Genomic DNA, 21755 nt, shown 5'->3' on the forward strand with positions numbered 1-21755 from the left:
GTCTGATGCACTCCGGGGCTCACTTCGACCCGCAGCTTGGCCTGGATATCCATACTTATCCCTGGCCGCTGCCGACGCCGCATATCGGCATCGTTTTCGACGTGTTTGATTATCTGCCGCTGCTGGGCACTACCGTACACGTCAACAGCATCAAACGCGCCAGCGCGGGGACCGGCGGTATTGCGGTACATATCCCGGTCGGCGGCGTGTGGGTGCCGCCGCTGCGCGCGCCCGGCGGCCCGCAGATGGAAGACGAGCTGTTTATGGGTAGCAAAACCGTCGCCGTCGATGGTGAACCGTTTTCCCGCATCGGCATGCCGGTACTGAGCTGTAACATCCTCGGAATGGTGCCGCCGTTCCGCCTGAAGCGGCTGAGCAAGCCAAAGCCGCTCTCGCTGACGCTGCCGCTGACGTTTAATCTCGCGATTCCCAACAATGTGATTGTCGGCGGGCCGCCAACCATCAACCTGATGGCGCTGCTGATGCGCGCCGGGTTAAGCGGGTTGGGCAAGGGGTTGAAGAAAGTTAAAAAAACGCCGCAGTGGCGGCTGTTTATGCGGCGGTTTAAAAAGCTGCGCCAGAAGCTGTTTCGCAACATGGATCCCGGCGTCCTAAAATGCCGGGTGCTACGCGCCGAACCGGTTGATATCCGCGACGGTAGCGTGAGCCTGGAACATGAGGATTTTCTGTTACCCGGCCGCCTGCCGCTGGCGTGGACGCGAAGCTACTCGTCGGCGGATCTCGATGAAGAAGGGCTGTGCGGTTACGGCTGGTCAACCCCGGCGGACACCCGCCTTGAAATACTGGCCGATGAAGGCGTCGCGGTGCTGACTCAGCCGGAAGGGATGACGCTGTTTGCGGCGCTGCCGCAGTCCGACGGGCGCGAGCAGGGTATTGTCGGCCTGCCGGACGGCAGCCGCCTGTGGCGGGAAACCCGCAATGGCGAATGCTTCTGGCATGTTGAGCAGGAAGGGAGCGCGCGGCTGCAATTTCGCGGTAAGTGCGGGCGGCTGGCGATTTACCGGCTGGCGGACCGTAACGGTAACGGCTGGCAGTTCGACTGGCAGGGGCGCGAGCTTGAGCGTATTCGCGAGTTCAGCACGCGCGGCATGAGCGGCAGGGAGATCCTCGTCACCTGGCAGAATAGCCGCCTGCGGGCGCTACGCCTGCGCAACGCACTGGATGACGAGATCACGCCGCTGACCCGCTATGAATACGATAGCGATAATCAGTTGAGCGCGGAGATCGATGCGCTTTCGCATCCGCGGCGCTTCTACTATCAACAGCGCCATATGACCAGCCATGTCGACCGTAACGGCCAGGGCTTCCACTACCAGTTCAATGACGAGTGGCGGGTGGTCCACGCCTGGGGCGACGGCGGCGTATGGGATTACCATTTCGCCTGGCACGACTTGCTCAACGAAGTGGAAATCACCGATTCCAACGGCCATGTAACGTCTGTCAGCTTTGATGATAACGGCCTGCCGGTTTCGGAGATCGATCCGACCGGCGGCAATACCGTCTTCCACTACGATGATTTTGGCCGCACCGTCGAACTCATTGAGCCGGACGGCAGCACGCGTCGTTGGGAGTATGATGAACAGGGGCGAATGATCGCCGAACATCTGCCGGACGGTAGCCAGATTCAGGCGGCCTACAATGAAGACGGCGATCTGCTGACGCTGATTGATGAGAAAGGCGCCTGCTGGCGTTCGGACTATGACGAACGCGGCAACCTGCTGGCGGGAACGGACCCTACCGGCGTCACCTCGCGCTATCAGTATGATGAGTACGGGCAGCTGAGCGCGGCGGACGTGCCGGGTTCCGGGCAGAGTCGCTATCGCTATGATCGGTTTGGTTTTTTGCAGGCGCTGAGCCAGGCCGGCGCGGGAACCACTCAACTGCGGCATTCCGCGCGCGGCACCCTGCTGGAGCGTATTGACGCCGGCGGCGGCAGCAGCCGTTTCCACTGGGACAGCAAGGATCGGCTGGTGGCGATGGTCAATCCGCAGGGCGGCGAAATTCGCGTCGCTTACGACCGGGAAGATTCACCGCTTCACTTCACCGATGAAGCCGGCCAGATAACCCGTTTTCGTTATAACCGCACCGGAATGCTGGCCGCCTGCGAGACGCCGGATGGCGCGACGCTTAGCTATCAGTACGACCTGGAAGATCGCCTGCTGGCGGTGATCAACCAGAACGGTCAGCGCTGGCAGCTGGACCGCGACGCGCTGGGGCGCATCGCCGCGGAGACCGATTACTGGGGACAGATAACCCGTTATGGCTGGGATAAAGGCAACCGGCTGATCAGCCGCGAGGATCCGCTGGGGCGGCTGGTGCGCTACGGTTACGACCGCGGCGGGCGGCTAAGCGAGCGGCGCAGCGGCGATACCCTGCAGGCGAAGTATCATTACGATCCCTGCGGACGGATGGTGCTGTGTGAGAATCCGTGGCGGCGGCTGGCGTGGCGCTATGATGACGCCGGGCGGGTGCTGCTGGAGGAGCAGGACGGTTTTCAACTGCATTATGGCTATAACGAGCGCGGCCTGCTGGTCTCCCGGCGCAGCGACAGCGGTCATCAGGTGCGTTACGCCATGGATGAGTATGACCGGCTGAGCCAGATCCAGCTGAATGACGATGCGCCGATCGTGCTGGGTTACGATGAGGCCGGGCGGCGGGTCAGCGAGCAGCTGTCGGCGGAGGTGACGCGTCATTTCACCTACGACCGGCTCGGCCAGCTGACGTCGCAGCAGGTGTTGCAGAATGATTTACCGCTGTTCGCCAGCGGCTTCAGCTGGGATAGGTTGGGTAACCTGACCCGGCGCGATGACAGCCTGTGGGGCAGCGATCGTTACGCTTACGATCCGGTGGGGCGCTTGACGGCCCATACCGCGCCGGACGGTACGCTGCGGCAGTTTGTGCAGGATGCGGCGGGCAGCCACCTGCAGACGCAGACCCGGGCGGTGAATGAGAGCGCCGGGGGCTGGTTCCGCGAGGGGCAGCAGCGCGGGGTGCGTTATGTATTCGATCGCGCGGGCGAGCTGCGACAGCGGCGCGATGTCCGGCATAACGGCGAGAAAGAGGATTTCAGCTGGGACGATAACCGCCAGCTGGTGGCGGTGCGCAAGGGCGAGCGGCTGGTGCGTTACGGCTATGACGGGCTGGGGCGCCGGGTGTTCAAGCAGACGGCGGAAGAGACGCGCTGGTTCTACTGGCAGGGCGACGCGCTGGCGGGGGAAACGGTCACTATCACCCGCGAACCGCTGGCGGCACAGAGCATTTTTGATACCGGCAGCCGACTGCAGCGGCAGAAAGCGCAGGAAACGCTGTTCAGCAGTATGCGCGAGTACGTGTACTATCCGGGAAGTTTTCAGCCGCTGGCGCTGCTGACGCAGGAAGCGGGCAGGAAGGAGAGCTGGCACTATCATTGTGACCCGAACGGCGCGCCGGTGCGCCTGACGTCATTACAGGGCGAGATAGTGTGGTCAGAGAAGACGGGCGTATGGGGAGAAAAAGGGGAGGTCTACGCCGATCGTATCAGCAACCCGCTGCGTTTTCAGGGCCAGTATTTTGACGCTGAAACGGGGCTGCACTATAATCGACATCGTTACTATGATCCTGAAATTGCGGGGTTTATTAGCCAGGATCCGATTGGATTAGCCGGCGGGCTGAATGTTTATCAGTATGCGCCGAACCCGCTGGGATGGGTGGATCCGTGGGGATTAGCTAAGTCATGTGGTGGAACAACAAAATTTTATCGTTCAATGAGTCATGAAGATTTCGAGTATTTACGCACTACAGGTAAATTAAGAGGAACATCTGAAACATTCATTTCACCAAGAAGAGCATTCTCTGAGAATTACGATGGGGTTTTAGTGAGGTTTTACCTTAAAAACGATGCATTATCAGAACTAAAATCAATTGGGGTTAAAGATTCAGCAGTACTTACCAGTATTACTTATCCGGACATGCCAGATGTAGGGAAGGGATGGAAGGAGACAAGTGCATTCTTTAAAGCTGAAGGGGAACAGATTAATATTGGATTAGGTAAAGGTAAGGCATTAGATATATTCAATCAAGGGATTCAGCGATTCGAGAGGTTAAATTAACAGCATATGAAAATGGATAAAAAACAATTAATTGTCTCTTTAATGAAAAGAGAAATTGATATCTCAAAATTTTATAATGATTTCAATGCATTTTACGGTGAACTTAACATATGCTATGAACTTGAATTAGCTCGTCAAAATAGAGATGCTGAATTAGTTGATGTTTTTTTATATTTGTCAGCTCTTATTAATTATGATTTTAAGTGTATAGATTTATTGAATGAATTGATAATAGCTGATTGGCATAAAAAACATGAGGATTTAGCAACGATTCTAAATTACTATCATAGTGAGACTAGTGTTGAATACTTATATCAAGCGGCGTTGTTAGAACTAAATTATAGAGACTATGATGAGGATTATGTTCTGGCAGATAAATGTATTAGGGCGCTAGCCAAAATAAACAATAAAAACTCAATCGAAAAATTGGAAAAATTGGCTATGGTAGAAAATGAAAAAATAAAAAAAAGCGCAATGAAACAATTAAGTAAAATTAGTTGAGCTAATGGGTGTTAAAAGTCGCCTGTCCATTACAGGCGATTTAGAAAAATATTTAAAACTAATTTAAAGTTGGAAATGATATGTTTTTTCTGTAGGGATAAGCGTTTTCGCCTTGCAAAAATCGCCTAAAGAGACGAGGTTGTGAATCTCCTGTACCTGATGGGTGATATCATGTAGATTAACAATCCATTCATTACAAAAATTAATGACTGCTTGGTTTCGAATTCCAATTTGTATTGTACGGTAATTAAGTTTATTTAGATGAATATCTCTCTCAGGATCCCACTGAAATATAATATCTGAATTCTTTATTTTATCTTGCCATTCTTCTTTATTTTGAAAGGTTGATGCTGAATGATAATCACTTGGCACCCCTAAATGAAGAATTTTTTGGAATGCGTCATGACTCAAGTCTATAGCTAATATTCTCGTCTGATTGCTGTCTTTTTTCCCCCAGCCAGAGCGATACATCATCCATAAAAATGATGGCTTAATCCATGTCATTCTAGTCAGGCTAAATGGGGGAGAAACGAACGTATTGTTTTTAATCGCACTATCAGCTATTTCATCGGAATATGCCTGATAGACACGGATAAAATCTTTTGTGAAGAAGGCTCTAATTTGCCGTTCTGGGATTGAGTACTTTGGTAAATGCTTTTCCATCAATAGTTTTAATTGAGTTAATTAGTTAAATAGATATTATACATGGAAAGTTACTCTGATAAAAATGTTTCGTATTGTTGAAACAGGCTTTTCCCAGAAAATGCTACGACAGAATTCATAATAATATATCAAGCAGACGGTGGAAGAGACGCGCTGGCGGGGGAAACGGTCACTATCACCCGCGAACCGCTGGCGGCACAGAGCATTTTTGATACCGGCAGCCGGCTGCAGCGGCAGAAAGCGCAGGCCGCGCTGTTCGGCAGTATGCGCGAGTACGTGTACTATCCGGGAAGTTTTCAGCCGCTGGCGCTGCTGACGCAGGAAGCGGGCAGGAAGGAGAGCTGGCACTATCATTGTGACCCGAACGGCGCGCCGGTCCGCCTGACGTCATTACAGGGCGAGATAGTGTGGTCAGAGAAGACGGGGGTATGGGGAGAGAAAGGGGCGGTCTACGCCGATCGTATCAGCAACCCGCTGCGTTTTCAGGGCCAGTATTTTGACGCTGAAACGGGGCTGCACTATAATCGACATCTTTACTATGATCCTGAAATTGCGGGATTTATTAGCCAGGATCCGATTGGATTAGCCGGTGGGCTGAATGTTTATCAGTATGCGCCGAACCCGCTGGGATGGGTGGATCCGTGGGGGCTAACTTCGGTAGACGCCACAGGATATAGTGTTTACGGTTTATTTGAGTCTGGTGCGAAAGAACCTTATTACGTGGGTATCACTAATGATATGGATCGAAGAAGAGGAGAGCATCTTGATACAGAAAGATTATCACCAGATTCGAGGATGGAACCTCTTGATCGAAATGTAACTTATGGGCAAGCCAGAGGTTACGAACAATATTACATTGAAAAATATAAAACGAGAACTGGGAAGATTGGCGAAGCCATATCATCAACCAATAGGGGTAATAAGTATAATTCATTTGATCATGGACGGAAAGATGCTCGTGCGAAGTCATTTAAACATGCTTATAATAGTAAAAAGAATGGGAGGAAATGTTGATGAGTAATTTTAAATTTTGGGGATGGGATAAAAAACCAAGAACCATGTTACGCTTTGTAAAACCAGGAGACATATTTTGTTTAAAGTTTGATGAGAGTAATTATTATTTTGGTAGAGTCATATCTAAAATAATCACTGGCCACGTAGTTGAAATTTTTGATTTTGTATCTACTACTCCAGAGTTAACCGAAGAAGATATATCAAAAAGAATCATTCCTCCAATTGTGATTGATACATATACATTATTTGATACAAAGAAAGAAAAGGGGAGTGACTGGAGAATTATCGGACATCAAAATGATTATGTACCTGAAAATGTTGATGACGTTTATTTTGTTTATGGGGTAGGTGATTCATGCAAGAAAGTGGATGTTTTTGATAATGAGTACAATATATCTGAAAAAGATGCGGATAGTTATCCTCGCCTGACACCACATGGTGATCATCAGGTTAAATCTTTATTGAAAACTGGAGGCCGGTGAGATATAAAATCCTTTCGACTTTCTCTAATGAGTTTAAAAGGAGGGAGGATTACAATCTCATTATGAATCACAACTTAGATGGGCGATAAATAACTTTTCAAAATAGGAATATATCATTGTGATCCGAACGGCGCGCCGGTCCGCCTGACGTCATTGCAGGGCGAGATAGTGTGGTCAGAGAAGACGGGCGTATGGGGAGAAAAAGAGGAGGTCTACGCCGATCGTATCAACAACCCGCTGCGTTTCCGGGGCCAGTATTTTGACGCTGAACGGCTGAATACCTTACTTACCTCTCACGCGGCGTCGCCTTCTTACTACTGTACATCGCTTTATCTGCACTGTTCAGCAATGTATCGGCATCCGCGGCATCGTGAGGGAAAAGCGCAATGCCGATGCTGCCGGAAATCGTAATAACATGCTCGTGGATCAAAAATGACTGGGTTAGCGCATTGCTGATCTTTTCCGCCGTTTGTCGGGGGAGCGGATCGTTTGCCTTTAAACCGGGGAGCAGAGCGATAAACTCATCGCCGCCGAGGCGGGCCACCGTATCACCTTCTCGTAAAACGCTTTGTAGACGGAACGCCACCAGCCGCAGCAGTTCGTCACCCACGGCGTGGCCGTAAACGTCATTCACTGGCTTAAAGCGGTCGAGATCGATAAAAAGCAGCGCCACTTCTGTCTCATTGGCAATGGCCTGAGTAATCGCCAGCTCCAGGCGATTTACCAACAGTCTGCGGTTTGGCAATCCGGTCAGCGCGTCGAAATTGGCATGCAGCCAGACCACCTGCTCCCGCTGTTTACGGTCGGTGATATCGCGAATAAACGCGGAGAAAATCTGCTTGCCTGATTGTTGATGCGGCCAGATCGACAGCTCGATAGGGAACTTGCCTTTAGTGCGATGCAGGGCGGTAATTTCGATGGTGCGATTAAGGATATTCGACGGCTGAGCCGCCTGAAAGCGCATTAAACCACGCGCGTGCTGCTCGCGAAACTCTTCCGGCACGATCATCTCGCCCAGGTTGTTGCCGATAGCCTCCCCTGCGGACCAGCCGAACATTCTTTCCGCTGCCTGGTTCCAGTTAATCACCACCCCAGCATGATTGATGGTAATCACCGCATCCTGTGCAGTCTCAACCAGCTGTCGATGGTTCTCCTCGCTTTCGGCCAGCGCTCGCTGCATCGACTCAATCTCGCTGATGCTCTCCTGTAGCTCACGATGCATTTCCGCAAGCGAAAGCGAGAAAAAGCGAATACGCTCTTCTACTGACATATTTTTCATTTCGGCGTACAGATCGCTGGCGCTACGTGGAGACATAAGGCGTTCCTGATGAATCGAAGAGAATATTCAACCAATTTAGCAATAAGTGTAGTTAAAAAAAGATCCGCTGCTGACATCTCGGCTATTTTATCTATTAAATAAAATCTATTGTAAATTTGTTCAGATTTAAATTTAACGCTTAGTTACAGATGGATCATATTCCGGCGGTAATAATCCGCACTCTTTATAAAGCGTATTAAGGACAATTTATCGTGAATACTTTCTTGCGTAACACCCTGGCCGCCGTAGTGATGACTGCGGGTCTTTCCGTTGCCGCTCAGGCCGCGACGACAGCCGAAGTGCCGCCGTTATCCCAGGACCCAGTGGTGCAACATCTCAAGCTGAGCAACGATCAGGTCAGCAAAATTCAGGCCCTGCGTCAGGAGCTGGAAACAAACCTCAAAAATATCAAAATTGGTGGTTACCAGGATGGTGCTCTGGTGGATGTGATTCAGTCCGGTAAATGGGACGATGCGAAAGTAAAACAGCAGCTAGCCGCTTTTGCGCAATTGGATCAGCAGACGCGTTATTACCGCGTGAAGTATTACTTCGGCATTAATCAGGTGCTGACGGCTGAACAACGTGAGCAGGTAAAAAAAGATCTGCAGCAGGCTCTCAACTAAGCAATGTCCTAATGCTCCGCTGTCCGGCGGAGCATTGATAGTGACTTTCCTCAATGAAAAGACAAGGGTGTCATCATGAAGAAGTTTCTCTTTATTGCGCTGGGAATGGCCGCGTTGTTTAGCCAGGCTGGCGTCGCCGGGACTAAAACGTTGGTTGATTATGGCGTCGTACAGGAAAGCCATATTATTAGCACTCCGCATCAGCGCCAGCCGCTTCGTACGCTCGCGGCAGGAACGCTGGGCGGCGTGGTCGGCCATCAGTTCGGCAACGGAAAAGGCCAGACGGCGATGACCGCCGCAGGCGCTCTGGCCGGAGCTGGCGCCTCTCGCTATCACCAGGATCGGCAGCAGGGCGCTCAGCAGGTTGAACTGTTAATCAAAACCAGTAGCGGTCAAGTGATACAGGTGCTACAGGGATACGACGGTCGGCTTATCTTCAACAAGGGAGATAAGGTGCGCATCCTGACGTCGGGAAATGATACCCGGGTGGATAAGTCGGTGTAACGCAGGTAAATGGGAGCCAATGCACTCCCGTTTGGCGTGACATGTTATGCCGATTTCAGCATATCAAAGCGGATTATCCGCGAACGTCCCAGCTCTTTCGCCCGATACAACGCGGCATCTGCGGCACGTAGCAGGCTGTCGCTTTGCGCGTGTTGCGGATAGCTGGCAATACCGATAGAAACATTCACCTGGCCTATATCCGTCAGCCCAGAGCGTAAAGTCATATTTCTCACGTTGTTGTAGATTTCAGTCGCGCAGGCTTCTGCGCTGGCCTCATCGCTGCCGGAAAGCAGTACCAAAAACTCTTCGCCGCCATAGCGGAATGCCATGCCAAGATCGCGTACCGCGCGCTGGATGATCGCTGCGACGTTTTTAATCACCAGATCGCCCGCCTCATGGCCGTAATTATCGTTAACCGCCTTAAAGTGATCGATATCGATCATCAGGCAGCTCAGCGGGCTGTTGTTGCGCACCGCCAGATTCATCTGCGTATGCAGCGCTTCCTCAAGATGATGGCGGTTTCGCAACCCGGTCAGAGAATCAAACAACGCTTTTTCCAGCAGAGCATTGCGCAGACGCTGGTTGGATAGCGCCAGGCCCAATGCTTCCGCCATGAGTTCAAGATAAGCGCGAGAGGGGGCTGTCTCACTAGTGACATTACGAAAAGAGAGCAGGCCAATGGCTTCACCCTGCGCGATCAGTGGAACGCACAATGATTGCTCGTTGCATTCTTGCGGCAGATGATAGCAGGCGATGTCCGGTTCGCCGTTAACCGGCGGATGGCTCAGGCCTCGACGTACTGCCCAGCACTTATCGGGATAAAACACGGCCGCCTCGTCCGGCGGCGAAAGCCACTGCGCGACGCAGCGCATTTGCCAGGGATCGGTATCAAGAATATACAGTCGGCCAGGAACGTCCGGCGCGATATTGGGGGCGAAAAGTTCAGCGACCTTCACCACATCCTCAAATGATTCACATCCCTGCAAGCGTTGAGTCATTCGCGCCAGCAGTTCACGAACGGCCCAGTCGGCATCGCGTTGTTGTTCAAGACGCTGGCGGGCAAGGCCATTTTCGCGAAAGATACGGATCGCCTGCGCCATATCGCCGATTTCATCAATCTGTTTGAAGTGTGGTGGTTCGACGGCATAATCCTGCGATGCCAGACGCTGTACCACATCGCTGAGTCGTACCACAGGGGTGAGCACCCGGCGTTTGAGAATAAAGCCGAGAACAAATAAAAACATCAAGGCGGTCAGGCCAACCATCGCTTCCGAAAGCGTCCGCCAGAGGCGTGATTTTTCAGTCGCTTGCTGCATGGCGTTGTTTGTTCGTCCTTCCAGCAGCAGGCGGAAATGATCGATTTGCGTTTGCACCCGCTCCAACTCCTGCTCATAAGGCTTACCGTAAACCTGCAAAATCGCCTCTTTCTCTTCGCCACGAGCGACGCGATCGATCGCGGTCTGCTGTTCATCTTGTAATTCATCGGCAATACGCAGACCATCGTGCAACAGCGCCAGTTCCTGCTGGCTGGCGCCAATGTCTTTTAGTTTAAGCAACCGATTTTCAATTGATTCGAGCGTTTGGATCTGCTGACGATACTGTTGCAGCGTCTCCGGTTGTTTTTCGATGACATACAGTCGCGTGAGGTCCGAAAGCTCCCACGCATCGCGTTCTACCTCATCGGCGAGACGAACGAACGTATCCCGTTGTTGTACAGCCTGGCGTTCAGCGCGATCGGCGCCGGAAGCCATTAGCATCGCCATACCGGATGCAATGGTCAGCCCTACGGTGATCCCGTAGGCCCAGTTAGTCATGGTGGCGATTCTCACCGGGTATTTCCTTGCAGGCAGATGAATGAGAAATGGGTATTTTTATTATAGAGCCCTGTAGCCAACCGGAAGGATCAGACGCGCGGTATGCGGGTGACGAGGTGATGTAGCGCCTGGGCATGCTGGCGCAATACAAGATACACATCGTTATCCAGAGCGCCATTTATAACATCAGCTTCTATAAGATGTAACGCCTCCTGATACGGCATGCCGAGCCGATACGGGCGATCCTCAACGAGCGCGGTAAAGATATCCGCAACGGCGATAATTCTGTCCGGAAGTTGTAAATAACGATGATTTAAATTCAGCGGGTAGCCGCTGCCATCGAGTTTCTCATGATGGTTAGCGGCCCAATCGATGATTTCCGCCAGATCGGTGAAATCTCGTAATATTTCACCGGTCATATAGCTATGCTCGCGGATCAATTGTGCTTCGTCATCGCTAAGTTCAGCCTGTTTTTCGAGGATCGCCAGTGGAATATATATTTTGCCGATATCATGCAAATAGCCGGCAATTTCAATTTTGCGGCACACCGGCGGCGGCAGATGCATATAGACGGCGAGGGCATAAGAAATTTCGCCAACCATGATGCTGTGGCTGGCGGTGAAACTACTGTAGGTATCGACAATTTTGGCGATCAACAAACAAATATCTTTTAGACCATCGATGTCAATATATACGTCATTAATCGGCCCGACGATCTCCAGCAACCGCTGAATATGCTCTGCTTGCATATGGCGCCAGAAGGTAGGATGTTGCGCCAGTTCGCATAGTCTATCGCAAAGTGGAGGATCGATGTCGCGATAGTCAGCGACAAAGCGGGCGATGAGAGCACTTTGTTGGTCCGGGGCAACGACGCCTTGCGAAGGGAGTAGACGCTCAAAACAGTCCGCGAAATAGACGATATGCTGCTCCAGATTGCCTTTGCGGCTTGGGCTGAAGTGGTGATCGCCAATAATAGGGCTGATAGGGGTAAAAGTATCCAGCCCGGCAAGCATCTGTACGCCACGGATTTGATGCGGGTCATAAAGGTTGTCTATTGCGTTTAGCGAATCAATGCGCCGCTTATCGCCAAGCACGCCGATATCATGTAGCAGCGCAGCCAGAAAGATGGTTTTTTGTTGCGGCGCAGGAAGATCCAACGCCAGCGATAATTTGTAGCTTATCAGCGCCGTGCGCTGTAGATGCAGATCCAGCCTTGGGTTGATAGCGTTAATGACGCGCGTGACCAGCATTAAAGCCGACTTTAAGGCAATACGCATTTTTCTCTCCGTCCATGCAATCCGCTGTTGCCGTTAATCCTGTGGCGCCGGCAAGCACGATCAAATCCCCCAGGCGCCTGACAAGTGAATCGACGCCAGACTCAAACGCCACCCACTTATGTGAACAACTCATTTTAGCTCACATAGTCGCTTTCATTGTGGTAATAGCGTGATGAATCTCTTCACAGTTTGATTCATATCTACCTGTGATAAGAACTGATTGCTTTTACATCACCTTTCGCGGCGCTGTAAGGGCGGGTTGGAGCATGTGCAAATCGGCTCTCCTGTTTTGTTCGCCTCTATTTGGCGAGGTGGCATTGGTCATGGAGTTTTATTGCCTGAAAAGGGCGAAAAATAACACTTATGGGACAATTTTATATTGTTGCAAACGTGACTATTAGTCTCAATTATATACTTTTGTCAGTATTCATCAGTAAGCATAAATAATCCTGTTCTTATTTATATTTCACAATAACTAAAATTTTAATGAGTCAGTGCATCCTGTAAATATTATTATCTACAGTGATGATTTTTAGTGAATGAATTCGATGCTTGAATGTTTGTTGACCGTTTGAGTTCGGGCTGTGATGTGCCGGGAGGGGGCGTCAACAGTGGCCTGCGTGAAGTTGTGTTTGTAAAATCGCCAGATAGCAGTTTAAGTTCATTCCTATATCGAAAAAAATCATTAGCGCGAAAATGATTATCAGCGTAAATATGAATGAACGGACTCCATTTTTACTTTACATTTTGTAACATCTGTGTATCTATTATGTATTTTAGCGTTAAGTGTAATTTTTTCTTGCTGCCGTGAATTTACCAGGATTACTATTGTCTTACTCGTTGTATCGCCTAATGACAGATGAAGGGACTCGTTTTTTCCTTAAGCGTTACCCTATATTTTAATGTTTACAGGAAAAACCATGTCTTGCGCCTTTAAAAAGAATCTACTGCTTCCCCGCTATTGGGTGACCTGGTTTGGCCTGGCCATTCTTTGGTTAATCGTCCAACTACCTTATCCCGTTTTACATACGCTCGGCACCAGCGCAGGGCGGCTATCGCGTCGCTTCCTGAAGCGTCGGGAACATATCGCCCGGCGTAACATTGAGCTGTGCTTCCCGGAGATGTCCAGCGCGGCTCGTGAAAAGCTACTGGAAGAGAACTTTATGTCTCTCGGCATGGGGCTTATCGAAACGGGTATGGCGTGGTTCTGGAGCGATGAACGCGTTAAGAAGTGGTTTGACGTCGAAGGCATCGCCAATCTGAATAATGCGCTCAGCGCCGATAAAGGCGTGATGGTTGTTGGCATCCACTTTATGTCACTGGAGTTGGGCGGCCGAGCAATGGGCTTGTGTCGTCCGATGATGGCGACGTATCGCCCGCACAACAGCCCGCTTATGGAGTGGGTGCAGACTCGCGCTCGCCTGCGCTCGAATAAAGCGATGATCGATCGCCGTAATCTTTCCGGGCTGGTGCATGCGCTGAAGTCCGGTGAAGCCGTGTGGTTTGCGCCGGATCAGGATTATGGCCCGAAGGGCAGCGTATTTGCGCCGTTCTTCTCGGTTCCACAGGCGGCGACGACTAATGGTACCTGGGTGCTGTCGCGCCTCTCCGGTTCGAAAATGCTGAGTATCAGTATGGTGCGCAAGCTGGATCGTAAAGGCTACAGTCTGCACATCAGTGAAGTGATGAATGATTATCCTGGCGAAGATAAACAGATTGCCGCCAGTTATATCAACAAGGTCATCGAACGAGAAATCCTGCGTGCACCAGAGCAATACCTGTGGGTGCATCGCCGGTTCAAAACCCGCCCGCTTGGCGAAACCTCGGTATATTAGTACAACACTTGCGCTCCACGCTTTCAAAATGACCGCAGTTGCGTTAACGTGAGCCGGATCATACTTTTTGTTGAAAGCGAAGGAGTGCAGCGTGTTCGCTGAGTTTGGTGTTTTGAATTATCTGACCTACCTGGTCGGGGCTATTTTTATCATTCTCGTACCAGGTCCCAATACTTTTTTTGTACTGAAAACCGGTATCGCGCACGGCGTTAAGAAAGGATACCTTGCCGCCGCTGGCGTGTTTATCGGCGATGCGGTTCTGATGTTCCTGGCTTTTGCTGGCGTTGCGACGCTTATCAAAACGACCCCGGTGCTGTTTAATATTGTGCGCTATCTTGGCGCGATTTATCTGCTTTGGCTGGGGGCCAAAATGCTCTACTCGGTATTTAAACAGCGCGAGGGGCAAGATGCCGCCGATGCTGAGCCGGGGAGCGCCATCCTCAAACGCTCGTTAACCCTGAGCCTGACTAACCCGAAAGCGATTCTTTTCTATGTCTCTTTTTTCGTCCAGTTCATTGACGTTAATGCGACATCGCCGGGCATCGCGTTCTTTATCCTGGCGCTGACGCTGGAGATCATTAGCTTTGTCTATATGAGCTTCCTTATCCTTTCTGGCTCGTTTGTGACGCGCTATGTGAAAACCAAAAAGAAACTGGCGAAATTGGGCAACAGCCTTATCGGTCTGGTCTTTGTGGGTTTTGCCGCCCGCCTGGCGACGCTGCAGTCCTGATCCCGGAAACGATCTGCCAGCGATAATCGCTGTGTTGTAACAAAAGCCCTTCAATTTTTATTGCATTGGTGTTACATATACAGCCGATTATCGCTCACAGAGAAGGGAACCCGGATGATTCTGCAAAAAATCCTCAGTAATAAAAACGGCAAGAAGTTTCTGTTGTCGATGGCGACAGTTTTTGCCATTGCGCTTGCCGTCGTGGGCCGCGCAACGTTCGGTGGCGTGGTGAGCGAGTACAACATGCCGTACTCGGAGTGGACAACCTCGATGTTCTTCCTGCAGGGGGCGATGGTGATGGTTTACAGTACCGTGTTCACCGTGTTATTTGCTATCCCGCTGGGCTTTCTGTTTTTAGGTTCTGACCGTCAGGACTAAATGCAAAAAGGCGAACTCTTGTTCGCCTTTTTGAATGATCCTATCTGTTACCAGCCACGATCATGATGATGGTGGTGGTGGTGTCGATGATGATAACCATCATCCACGATACATCCCGATAACAGCGTGCACAGCGCAATAATCAACGGTAACACCATCGGTTTTTTCATTACTCACTTCTCCAGTTAATGCCCGCTTTGCTGCATAAACACAGCGAAGCGGCTGATGAAATGAGTGTATCGTCTTAACTTATTGAGTAGATAAGACAACTCCGCAATACCGGGGCGGCGGGAAAATTTGAGATTACCACCAGCCCAATTCGGTGCCGGCGACCACCACGATGGCGACAATAATCATAATGATGGTTGTCTTTTTCATCATGCCCCCCCTGGCGCCGCATAGCCGCCAACAAAAAACCAGCCCAGAAAGACCACGGCGACAATGAAAATCACCACCGGAAAAAGAATACCCAATTTCATGCTTAGTTCCTGTCTCTTAACGTAATGTTATCTATCATACTGGAAAGTTATGCTTTCTGGTCGATATCGAAAATGGTCAGCATGCGGCGTGCGTTTTTGTCGTGGTACATAGCCTCATCCGCTGCGCGTAGCGCCTGTTCAACGTCCATATTCTGCGGATCGACGTCGATGACCCCAAAGCTGGCGCCAGGGTATTCTATACCGTGTCCGGCCAGGCGGTAACGCCCGGTAAGCTGCTGGCGCAGATGGGCGATAAACGCCTCCTGCTCAGATGATCCAAGTGCCGGGCCGATGATTAAAAATTCATCGCCGCCGAGGCGGCCAACGGCATCTTCGTCACGCACGCTAGCGTTTAGTCGTTCACCTATCTGGATGAGAAAACTATCGCCGCAGGGGTGGCCCAGTTTATCGTTAATCGCTTTAAAATCGTCGAGGTCGATAAAAATAAGCAGGAGCCTGCGCTGCTGGGCGCGAGCTTGGGTAAACAGCGTTTTAAGATGTTTAAACAACGCGCGGCGGTTGGCCAGACCGGTCAGTTCATCGGTATTGGAGTGCATCTCCAGCGCCGCATTTGCGCTACGCAGTTGCTGAACCAGCGTCTCTTTCTCCACGTAATGGGAGATCAGGCCGGCGAACAATGTCATTACCTGCTCGCCTTCCAGATTATAGGGCTGTTTGACGCGGCTGGTGGCGCACAACGTACCATATAACGAACCATCGGCAAGATGGACGGGAATACTAAAGAACGTGGCGATCCCGAGTTCCTGCGCGGCGGTGCAGGACCGCCAGCGTTGGCCAACCTCGTTGCAAAATATACAGTTATCATCGATTGCGCGTTTGCAAAGCGACTCGTCCCAGGGAACGGAAAAACCTTCCGGGATCTGCATTTCGCTGCTGTTGTGGGCATACATGACTAACTGGCGCTGTGCTTCTAAATCAACCCGCGTCAGGTATGTGGACTCCATACGAGTCACCAGTTCCAGCATTTCCAGCAGTTGTCGCACCAACGTTTCGAGCGTTCGTTCGGTAGCAAGCGTCTGTGAGACGCGGGCAAGAATGAAGTCTGACATGAATGAAACGGCCCCCGGAGGTTAGCGCAGCACTGCGAGCTGGCGCAGCGAACAGCTAATAACAAACATATTTATAACGAATGTATCACATTTAGCAGGGGGATATCTGCTATCGCGACGGTAAAAAAAAGCCCCATCGGGGGCGATGGGGCAAAACTCATTGATTATGGAATGATCTGTTCTCTGGTCAATTCGAGAACGAGCGCTACTCTAAAGGGCAAAAGTGTAGTTAAAATGGAGAAACCGTGGAGATTCAGGGCGAAAGGTCGCTTTGAATAAAACAGGAGTAATTATGAAGTGGATAGTAATGATGTTGCCGCTGATGCTAGCGGGCTGCGCTCAATCACAACAGCCTGATGCGCCACCGCCGCCAAATTCGATCGGTATGGCGAATCCGGCCGCCGTCTATTGCGACCAGAAGGGCGGTAAGCAGGTTCCGGTCCAGACACCTCAGGGCGTGCGCACCGACTGTAAACTTCCCAGTGGCGAAACGCTCGATGAATGGGAACTGTGGCGGCGCGATCATCCGGCGAAGAAATAATTCGCTGCCGTTAGATTAAGCTTTTCAGCCACTCCGCCAGCACCAGCGCATGGTTTTGTTGCGTATCTTTGGCCGCGTAGAGCAGCGTTAAGGGTTGCTGATTGGCCAATTTGGCGAGCCGTAGCCCTTCATCGCGATGGGTTTCAAGCTCTTCGCGGTACTGCTGGCGGAAGTGAGAGAAGTCAATCACTTCTCCGTGAAGAGCCTTGCGTAAATCGCTGGAAGGCGTCAGGGTTTTACACCATTCGTCATAATGCAAATCCTCTTTTTTTATTCCGCGTGGCCACAGGCGATCGACCAGCACGCGGTAACCATCGCTGGCCTCTGTAGGGTCATAAACGCGTTTACATTGAATCATCATTATTCTCCCCTCGTTATGTCTATCTGGCGGCTTGCCCGTGCAGCGTGCCGCTAAATAACCATTGTGTTCCGCGAATGATATCGCTAATCTGAGGTTCCTTGTGTTGCCCGATAATCCTCAGACATAAGGATCCTGCTATGAACACCCCTTTGCGCATTGCCCTTGTTGGCGATTATAACCCTGATGTGATTGCCCATAAGGCGATTCCGCTGGCTATCGATGACGCTGCCGCGGTTCTGGAACAACCGGTGAGTTATGACTGGATAGCCACCAGCGAGATTACCAGCGCAGACCGGCTCACCGATTATGACGCCATCTGGGTGGTTCCCGCCAGCCCGTATAAAAACGCCGAGGGCGCATTTATCGCCATTCGCTACGCCCGCGAAAATAGCATTCCGTTCCTCGGTACCTGCGGCGGCTTCCAGCACGCGATTATCGAATACGCCCGTAATGTTATGGGATGGCAGGATGCGGCGCACGCCGAAACCGATAGCGAAGGGCGAATGGTCATTGCGCCATTAAGCTGTTCGCTGGTGGAAAAATCAGACGCTATCGAGCTGCGCGCGAACACGCTGATTGCCCGCGCTTATGGCCGTGACAGCATTGAAGAGGGATATCATTGTAACTACGGCATTGCCGAAAGCTTTGCCCATGAACTGGAGCAGGGCGCGCTGCGGGTGACCGGTTGGGATGAGAACGGCGAGATCCGCGCCGTGGAGTTAACTACCCATCCGTTCTTCGTCGCCACGCTGTTCCAGCACGAGCGCAACGCGCTGGAAGGGCGTCCGGCGCCGCTGGTACAGGCTTTCCTGCACGCGGCCCGGCAATAAAAAATCGGCAGCCCTGGCTGCCGACTCTTGTGATTAATGAATTTCGCGCGCCCTTCCGGCAAGGGCGCCGAACAGCGCCATGACCACTGCGATGAGTGCGACGATGATTAACGGTATATGCCAGTCGCCGTAAGCATCATGGATTTTACCGATGAGCGGCGGTCCGCAGGCAGCCAGCAGATAACCAATAGTCTGCGCCATGCCGGAGAGGGCCGCGGCCTGATGCGCTGAGCTGGCGCGTAGACCAATAAACGTCAGGCCAAGGATCATGGTGGCGCCGGATCCGAAGCCAAAAATCAATGTCCAGATCACCGCCTGACCGGGCAGTAACCATAATCCCAGCGTGCTTACTACGCACATTAAGGCTACCAGAACGGCGATGCCGCGCTGATCTTTCAGGCGATGGAGTACCAGCGGGATGGCCAGGCCCGGTGCGGCGGTTGCCAACTGCAACAGGCCATGCAGAGAGCCAGCCTGCGCTTCGCTGTAGCCCATACTCTGCAGGATTGCGGGCAGCCAACCGACGATAACGTAATAGACCAGTGAGTTAATCCCAAGGAACAGCGTGACCTGCCACGCCAGCGCTGAACGCCAGATCCCCCGATTGTGCGCGGCACCCGATCCGGTCATCGGCGTGGTAGCCTGGCGGCGCGCCTGCGGCAGCCAGAGTAATAGCGCCAACAGCGGGAAAACCATCAGTAGCAGCAGTGCGCCGCGCCAGCCAAAACCCGCCAGCGCCAGCGGCACCACCATCGCGGAGCCTGCCGCCGCCGCTGCACCCATGGTAATGGAGTAGGCGCCGGTCATACGGGCGACATGGCCGGAAAAATCACGCTTAATTAACCCTGGCAGCAGCACGTTGCCCAGCGCGATTCCGCAGCCAATGAGCGCCGTACCAATATACAGCCAGGCTGCTGAGGGGAGGGAACGTAATCCGATCCCGAGGCAAATAATCACCATCGCCAGCAGCAGGCTACGCTCTATGCCGAATCGGCGGGCGACGCCGGCCGCCAGCGGAGAGACCAGCCCGAAGGCCAGCAGCGGCAGGGTCGTGAGCAGCCCGGTTTGCGCCGTCGTCAGTTGGTATTCAGCGCGTATCGCATCCAGCAGTGGGGCGATACCGGTGAAAGTTACCCGTAGCGTGGCGGCGATAAATAAAATTCCGACAATCAGCAGCAGTTTTTTGCCGTTGGCAGAGGAAGAAACAGGACTCATAACGTTCTCAGACTAATAAACAGGGTCGTAACAATAGCCTGTTTAACGGTTGTTTGAATCAAGCTAAAATGACAGATTATCGCTAATATCGGACAATTTGATGATTGGACTGGGTTTAGACGGCTATGAACCAGACAGCGGACATGAAGCGGCGCTGGCGTTTCGCATTCAGGTGGTGGACGACGAGCAGTTCATTCCGCGCCATCAGCACCGCAAAGGTCAACTGATCCTCGCGTTACACGGCGCTTTAACCTGCGAAGTGGATAACGCCATGTGGATGGTGCCGCCGCTGTATGCGGTTTGGGTTCCAGGCCTGCTTCCACACAGCAATCGCGCAACGCCAGGGGCACAGGTGTGCTTTTTGTTCATAGAACCGGGGGCGGCGCCGATGCCTGAGCATTGCTGCACGTTAAAAATCTCACCCCTGGTGCGAGAGTTGATTATGACCCTTGCGGAACGCGGCAGGGAGGCGCTTGACGCGCCGCCTACGCAGCGCCTGGTGCAGGTATTATTTGATGAGCTACCGCAACAACCGCAAGAACATCTGCAATTGCCGGTTTCAGGACATCCGAAGATCCGCCGGATGGCCGACACCATGGCCCGCGATCCGGCACACTGGCAGACGCTCTCGCAGTGGGCGGCGGCGTTCGCTATGAGCGAACGCAACCTGGCGCGGCTGGTGGTGCGGGAGACCGGGCTTAGCTTTCGCCGCTGGCGGCACCAGCTTCAGCTGATCCTGGCGCTGCAGATGCTGGTGCGCGGACAGACGGTACAGCAAACCGCCCAGACGCTCGGTTACGATTCAACAACCGCCTTTATCACCATGTTCAAAAAAGGGTTAGGGCAAACGCCGGGCCGCTACCACGCCAGTTTGGCTAAGCCTTTCCGATAAAAAGCGAAATAATACCGGCGGCGATAAGCGGCCCGACCGGGACGCCGCGAAATAGCGCCACGCCCAGCACGGTACCCACCAGCAGCCCGGCGACCAGTTGAGGCTGCGAACCCATGAGCGCGACTCCGCGTCCGCCAAGCCACGAGACGAACACGCCCACGGCAATCGCCAGCAGTGACTTCCAGTTGACGAAAGAGTGAATCAGCGTCGAGGGCGGTAACGTTCCGCTGGCGATGGGAGCCATCACGCCGATGGTCAGAATGATGATACCGATGCTCAGCCCCTGCTTTTCAATCCAGGGGAAGAAAACGTTAAGCGGCGTCACCCGTACGATGATGAGCACCAGTATTGAGATAGCGACAGTGGTGTTATGGCTGATAAAGCCGAGTGCCGCCAGCCCCAGCAAAATAAACAGGGTTGTATCGAACATGCCAGAGGTCCTTGCCAAAATAAAAAAAGAAAACCTGCTTACTCTACGCATAATCGCGTGAATAAACAGGCTTTTAATTTATTTGCTGCAAATAAGGCTACCAGCTCCGCCCGCGAACCTTGTCGCATACCGACGATGCGCTAAATGACGCGACGGAACGCGACCAGCTCAGGGCGGGCGATACGCAGATAATCCTCGGTATTCATAATGATCGATTTTTCCAGCAGGCCGGCATTAAAGGCTATCTCTGTAAAACGTTCGAACAGCAACGGGTCGGCGACCAGTTTTAGCTTAGGGTGGAAGCTAAACGGCGGAATGGCGCCGAATACGCAGGCGGTAAGGGCATCGACTTCTGCCGGGCTGGCGAGTGAGGCTTTATTGCCGCCGATATGCTGCGCCAGGCGAGATAAATCGGCCTGCTGATCGGCGGCAAGGATAGCCAGCACGTGCTGGTTTACCCCATTACCTTTCACTTTACAGACCAGCGCTTTGGCGCCCTGTCCCAGCGCGGTACCGCGGATTGCAGATACGGCTTCACATTTACCAACCGCTTCATGTTCCATGACCCGATAGCGGGCCTGTTGCTCATCAAGGAGGCGGCATAACCGCTGGTGTATGTCGGCTGTCTCTGGCGATTGCATGTTGCGTTAGTTCCTCTACTGAAAAGACAAAGCTTAACCCCGCACGGC

At 52.3% G+C, this 21755-nt stretch carries 23 protein-coding genes and 2 pseudogenes; 13 read left to right on the top strand and 12 right to left on the bottom strand.

Going from position 1 to position 21755, the window contains the following annotated elements:
* The first annotated feature begins 5 nt into the window (after positions 1–5).
* Positions 6–4109, top strand: coding sequence for an RHS repeat-associated core domain-containing protein (locus ABLU86_RS04335; RefSeq protein WP_348795955.1), 4104 nt, complete (start codon positions 6–8; stop codon positions 4107–4109).
* Positions 4110–4121: 12 nt separating this feature from the next.
* Positions 4122–4610 carry a hypothetical protein gene (locus ABLU86_RS04340; RefSeq protein ID WP_223575842.1) on the top strand — a complete coding sequence of 163 codons (489 nt, stop codon included), beginning with the start codon at positions 4122–4124 and terminating at the stop codon, positions 4608–4610.
* Between the two features lie 63 nt (positions 4611–4673).
* Here ABLU86_RS04340 and ABLU86_RS04345 read toward each other — a convergent pair whose 3' ends face one another.
* Positions 4674–5273 (bottom strand): DUF4291 domain-containing protein, encoded by a 600-nt coding sequence (locus ABLU86_RS04345; protein ID WP_015705801.1) that lies wholly within the window; start codon positions 5271–5273, stop codon positions 4674–4676.
* A 147-nt stretch (positions 5274–5420) separates the two neighbouring features.
* Between ABLU86_RS04345 and ABLU86_RS04350 the strand changes: the two are divergent.
* From ABLU86_RS04350 to ABLU86_RS04360, 3 genes and pseudogenes are all read left to right on the top strand, one after another.
* A pseudogene (locus ABLU86_RS04350) lies at positions 5421–5927 on the top strand (RHS repeat-associated core domain-containing protein); the annotation flags it as partial.
* 359 nt (positions 5928–6286) lie between these two features.
* A complete protein-coding gene (locus ABLU86_RS04355; protein WP_015366124.1) occupies positions 6287–6769 on the top strand; it encodes an immunity 26/phosphotriesterase HocA family protein in 483 nt (160 codons plus the stop codon).
* A gap of 108 nt (positions 6770–6877) precedes the next feature.
* Positions 6878–6958 (top strand): annotated as a pseudogene (locus tag ABLU86_RS04360) (RHS domain-containing protein); the annotation flags it as partial.
* A 97-nt stretch (positions 6959–7055) separates the two neighbouring features.
* On the opposite strand, the gene ABLU86_RS04365 reads toward ABLU86_RS04360, so the two are convergent.
* Positions 7056–8084 carry a diguanylate cyclase gene (locus tag ABLU86_RS04365; protein ID WP_045360499.1) on the bottom strand — a complete coding sequence of 343 codons (1029 nt, stop codon included), beginning with the start codon at positions 8082–8084 and terminating at the stop codon, positions 7056–7058.
* Between the two features lie 215 nt (positions 8085–8299).
* On the opposite strand from ABLU86_RS04365, the gene ABLU86_RS04370 reads away from it, so the two are divergent.
* Together ABLU86_RS04370 and ABLU86_RS04375 are read left to right on the top strand one after the other, a co-directional pair.
* Entirely contained in the window at positions 8300–8710 is a 411-nt protein-coding gene (locus ABLU86_RS04370; protein ID WP_015366126.1) for a hypothetical protein, read from the top strand.
* A 75-nt stretch (positions 8711–8785) separates the two neighbouring features.
* Positions 8786–9214: a glycine zipper 2TM domain-containing protein gene (locus ABLU86_RS04375; protein ID WP_015705797.1), complete on the top strand. Its 429-nt coding sequence runs from the start codon at positions 8786–8788 to the stop codon at positions 9212–9214.
* A gap of 44 nt (positions 9215–9258) precedes the next feature.
* On the opposite strand, the gene ABLU86_RS04380 is transcribed toward ABLU86_RS04375, so the two are convergent.
* Together ABLU86_RS04380 and ABLU86_RS04385 are read right to left on the bottom strand one after the other, a co-directional pair.
* Positions 9259–11043: a diguanylate cyclase gene (locus ABLU86_RS04380; protein ID WP_020078528.1), complete on the bottom strand. Its 1785-nt coding sequence runs from the start codon at positions 11041–11043 to the stop codon at positions 9259–9261.
* A 74-nt stretch (positions 11044–11117) separates the two neighbouring features.
* A complete protein-coding gene (locus ABLU86_RS04385; protein WP_020078529.1) occupies positions 11118–12305 on the bottom strand; it encodes an HD domain-containing phosphohydrolase in 1188 nt (395 codons plus the stop codon).
* Between the two features lie 920 nt (positions 12306–13225).
* Here ABLU86_RS04385 and lpxP point away from each other — a divergent pair.
* The 3 genes from lpxP (at position 13226) to ABLU86_RS04400 (ending at position 15248) form a co-directional block, all read left to right on the top strand.
* Complete coding sequence (lpxP, locus tag ABLU86_RS04390) at positions 13226–14140, top strand: kdo(2)-lipid IV(A) palmitoleoyltransferase (protein ID WP_015366130.1); 915 nt, start codon at positions 13226–13228, stop codon at positions 14138–14140.
* Between the two features lie 91 nt (positions 14141–14231).
* The gene (gene leuE, locus ABLU86_RS04395; protein WP_045411280.1) at positions 14232–14870 is read left to right on the top strand and encodes a leucine efflux protein LeuE; all 639 of its coding nucleotides are present in this window, start codon (positions 14232–14234) and stop codon (positions 14868–14870) included.
* A gap of 114 nt (positions 14871–14984) precedes the next feature.
* Positions 14985–15248: a DUF2534 family protein gene (locus ABLU86_RS04400; protein ID WP_015366132.1), complete on the top strand. Its 264-nt coding sequence runs from the start codon at positions 14985–14987 to the stop codon at positions 15246–15248.
* Positions 15249–15295: 47 nt separating this feature from the next.
* Here the strand turns inward: ABLU86_RS04400 and ABLU86_RS04405 are convergent, their stop codons facing one another.
* From ABLU86_RS04405 to ABLU86_RS04420, 4 genes are all read right to left on the bottom strand, one after another.
* A complete protein-coding gene (locus ABLU86_RS04405) occupies positions 15296–15418 on the bottom strand; it encodes a hypothetical protein (RefSeq protein WP_015366133.1) in 123 nt (40 codons plus the stop codon).
* A 133-nt stretch (positions 15419–15551) separates the two neighbouring features.
* Positions 15552–15626 (bottom strand): protein YoaJ, encoded by a 75-nt coding sequence (gene yoaJ, locus ABLU86_RS04410; protein ID WP_100279139.1) that lies wholly within the window; start codon positions 15624–15626, stop codon positions 15552–15554.
* Positions 15626–15727 (bottom strand): YoaK family small membrane protein, encoded by a 102-nt coding sequence (locus tag ABLU86_RS04415; RefSeq protein WP_015705794.1) that lies wholly within the window; start codon positions 15725–15727, stop codon positions 15626–15628. Before ABLU86_RS04415 ends, yoaJ begins: the two co-directional genes overlap by 1 nt.
* Before the next feature lie 47 nt (positions 15728–15774).
* Positions 15775–16797 (bottom strand): sensor domain-containing diguanylate cyclase, encoded by a 1023-nt coding sequence (locus ABLU86_RS04420; RefSeq protein ID WP_032708358.1) that lies wholly within the window; start codon positions 16795–16797, stop codon positions 15775–15777.
* A gap of 292 nt (positions 16798–17089) precedes the next feature.
* Between ABLU86_RS04420 and ABLU86_RS04425 the strand changes: the two genes are divergently transcribed.
* Positions 17090–17338, top strand: coding sequence for a DUF333 domain-containing protein (locus ABLU86_RS04425; protein WP_015366135.1), 249 nt, complete (start codon positions 17090–17092; stop codon positions 17336–17338).
* Positions 17339–17348: 10 nt separating this feature from the next.
* Here ABLU86_RS04425 and ABLU86_RS04430 read toward each other — a convergent pair whose 3' ends face one another.
* Positions 17349–17696, bottom strand: a complete 348-nt coding sequence (locus tag ABLU86_RS04430) for a DUF488 domain-containing protein (protein WP_047037913.1) — start codon at positions 17694–17696, stop codon at positions 17349–17351.
* A gap of 140 nt (positions 17697–17836) precedes the next feature.
* On the opposite strand from ABLU86_RS04430, the gene ABLU86_RS04435 reads away from it, so the two are divergent.
* Positions 17837–18529, top strand: coding sequence for a CTP synthase (locus tag ABLU86_RS04435; protein ID WP_032711865.1), 693 nt, complete (start codon positions 17837–17839; stop codon positions 18527–18529).
* Positions 18530–18562: 33 nt separating this feature from the next.
* Here ABLU86_RS04435 and ABLU86_RS04440 read toward each other — a convergent pair whose 3' ends face one another.
* On the bottom strand, positions 18563–19744 hold the full coding sequence (locus ABLU86_RS04440) for a CynX/NimT family MFS transporter (RefSeq protein ID WP_042892734.1): 1182 nt from the start codon (positions 19742–19744) through the stop codon (positions 18563–18565).
* Between the two features lie 97 nt (positions 19745–19841).
* On the opposite strand from ABLU86_RS04440, the gene ABLU86_RS04445 reads away from it, so the two are divergent.
* On the top strand, positions 19842–20636 hold the full coding sequence (locus ABLU86_RS04445) for a helix-turn-helix transcriptional regulator (protein WP_161798783.1): 795 nt from the start codon (positions 19842–19844) through the stop codon (positions 20634–20636).
* Here ABLU86_RS04445 and ABLU86_RS04450 read toward each other — a convergent pair.
* Both ABLU86_RS04450 and ABLU86_RS04455 read right to left on the bottom strand, forming a co-directional pair.
* Complete coding sequence (locus ABLU86_RS04450) at positions 20620–21066, bottom strand: DUF441 domain-containing protein (RefSeq protein WP_015366140.1); 447 nt, start codon at positions 21064–21066, stop codon at positions 20620–20622. The two genes, ABLU86_RS04445 and ABLU86_RS04450, sit on opposite strands and share 17 nt — an antisense overlap.
* Before the next feature lie 140 nt (positions 21067–21206).
* Complete coding sequence (locus tag ABLU86_RS04455) at positions 21207–21707, bottom strand: YbaK/prolyl-tRNA synthetase associated domain-containing protein (RefSeq protein ID WP_045360494.1); 501 nt, start codon at positions 21705–21707, stop codon at positions 21207–21209.
* Positions 21708–21755 lie beyond the last annotated feature (48 nt).

Origin of the sequence: Klebsiella sp. JN_Kp121 (assembly GCF_040062145.1) — a bacterium.
Classification (GTDB): domain Bacteria; phylum Pseudomonadota; class Gammaproteobacteria; order Enterobacterales; family Enterobacteriaceae; genus Klebsiella; species Klebsiella aerogenes.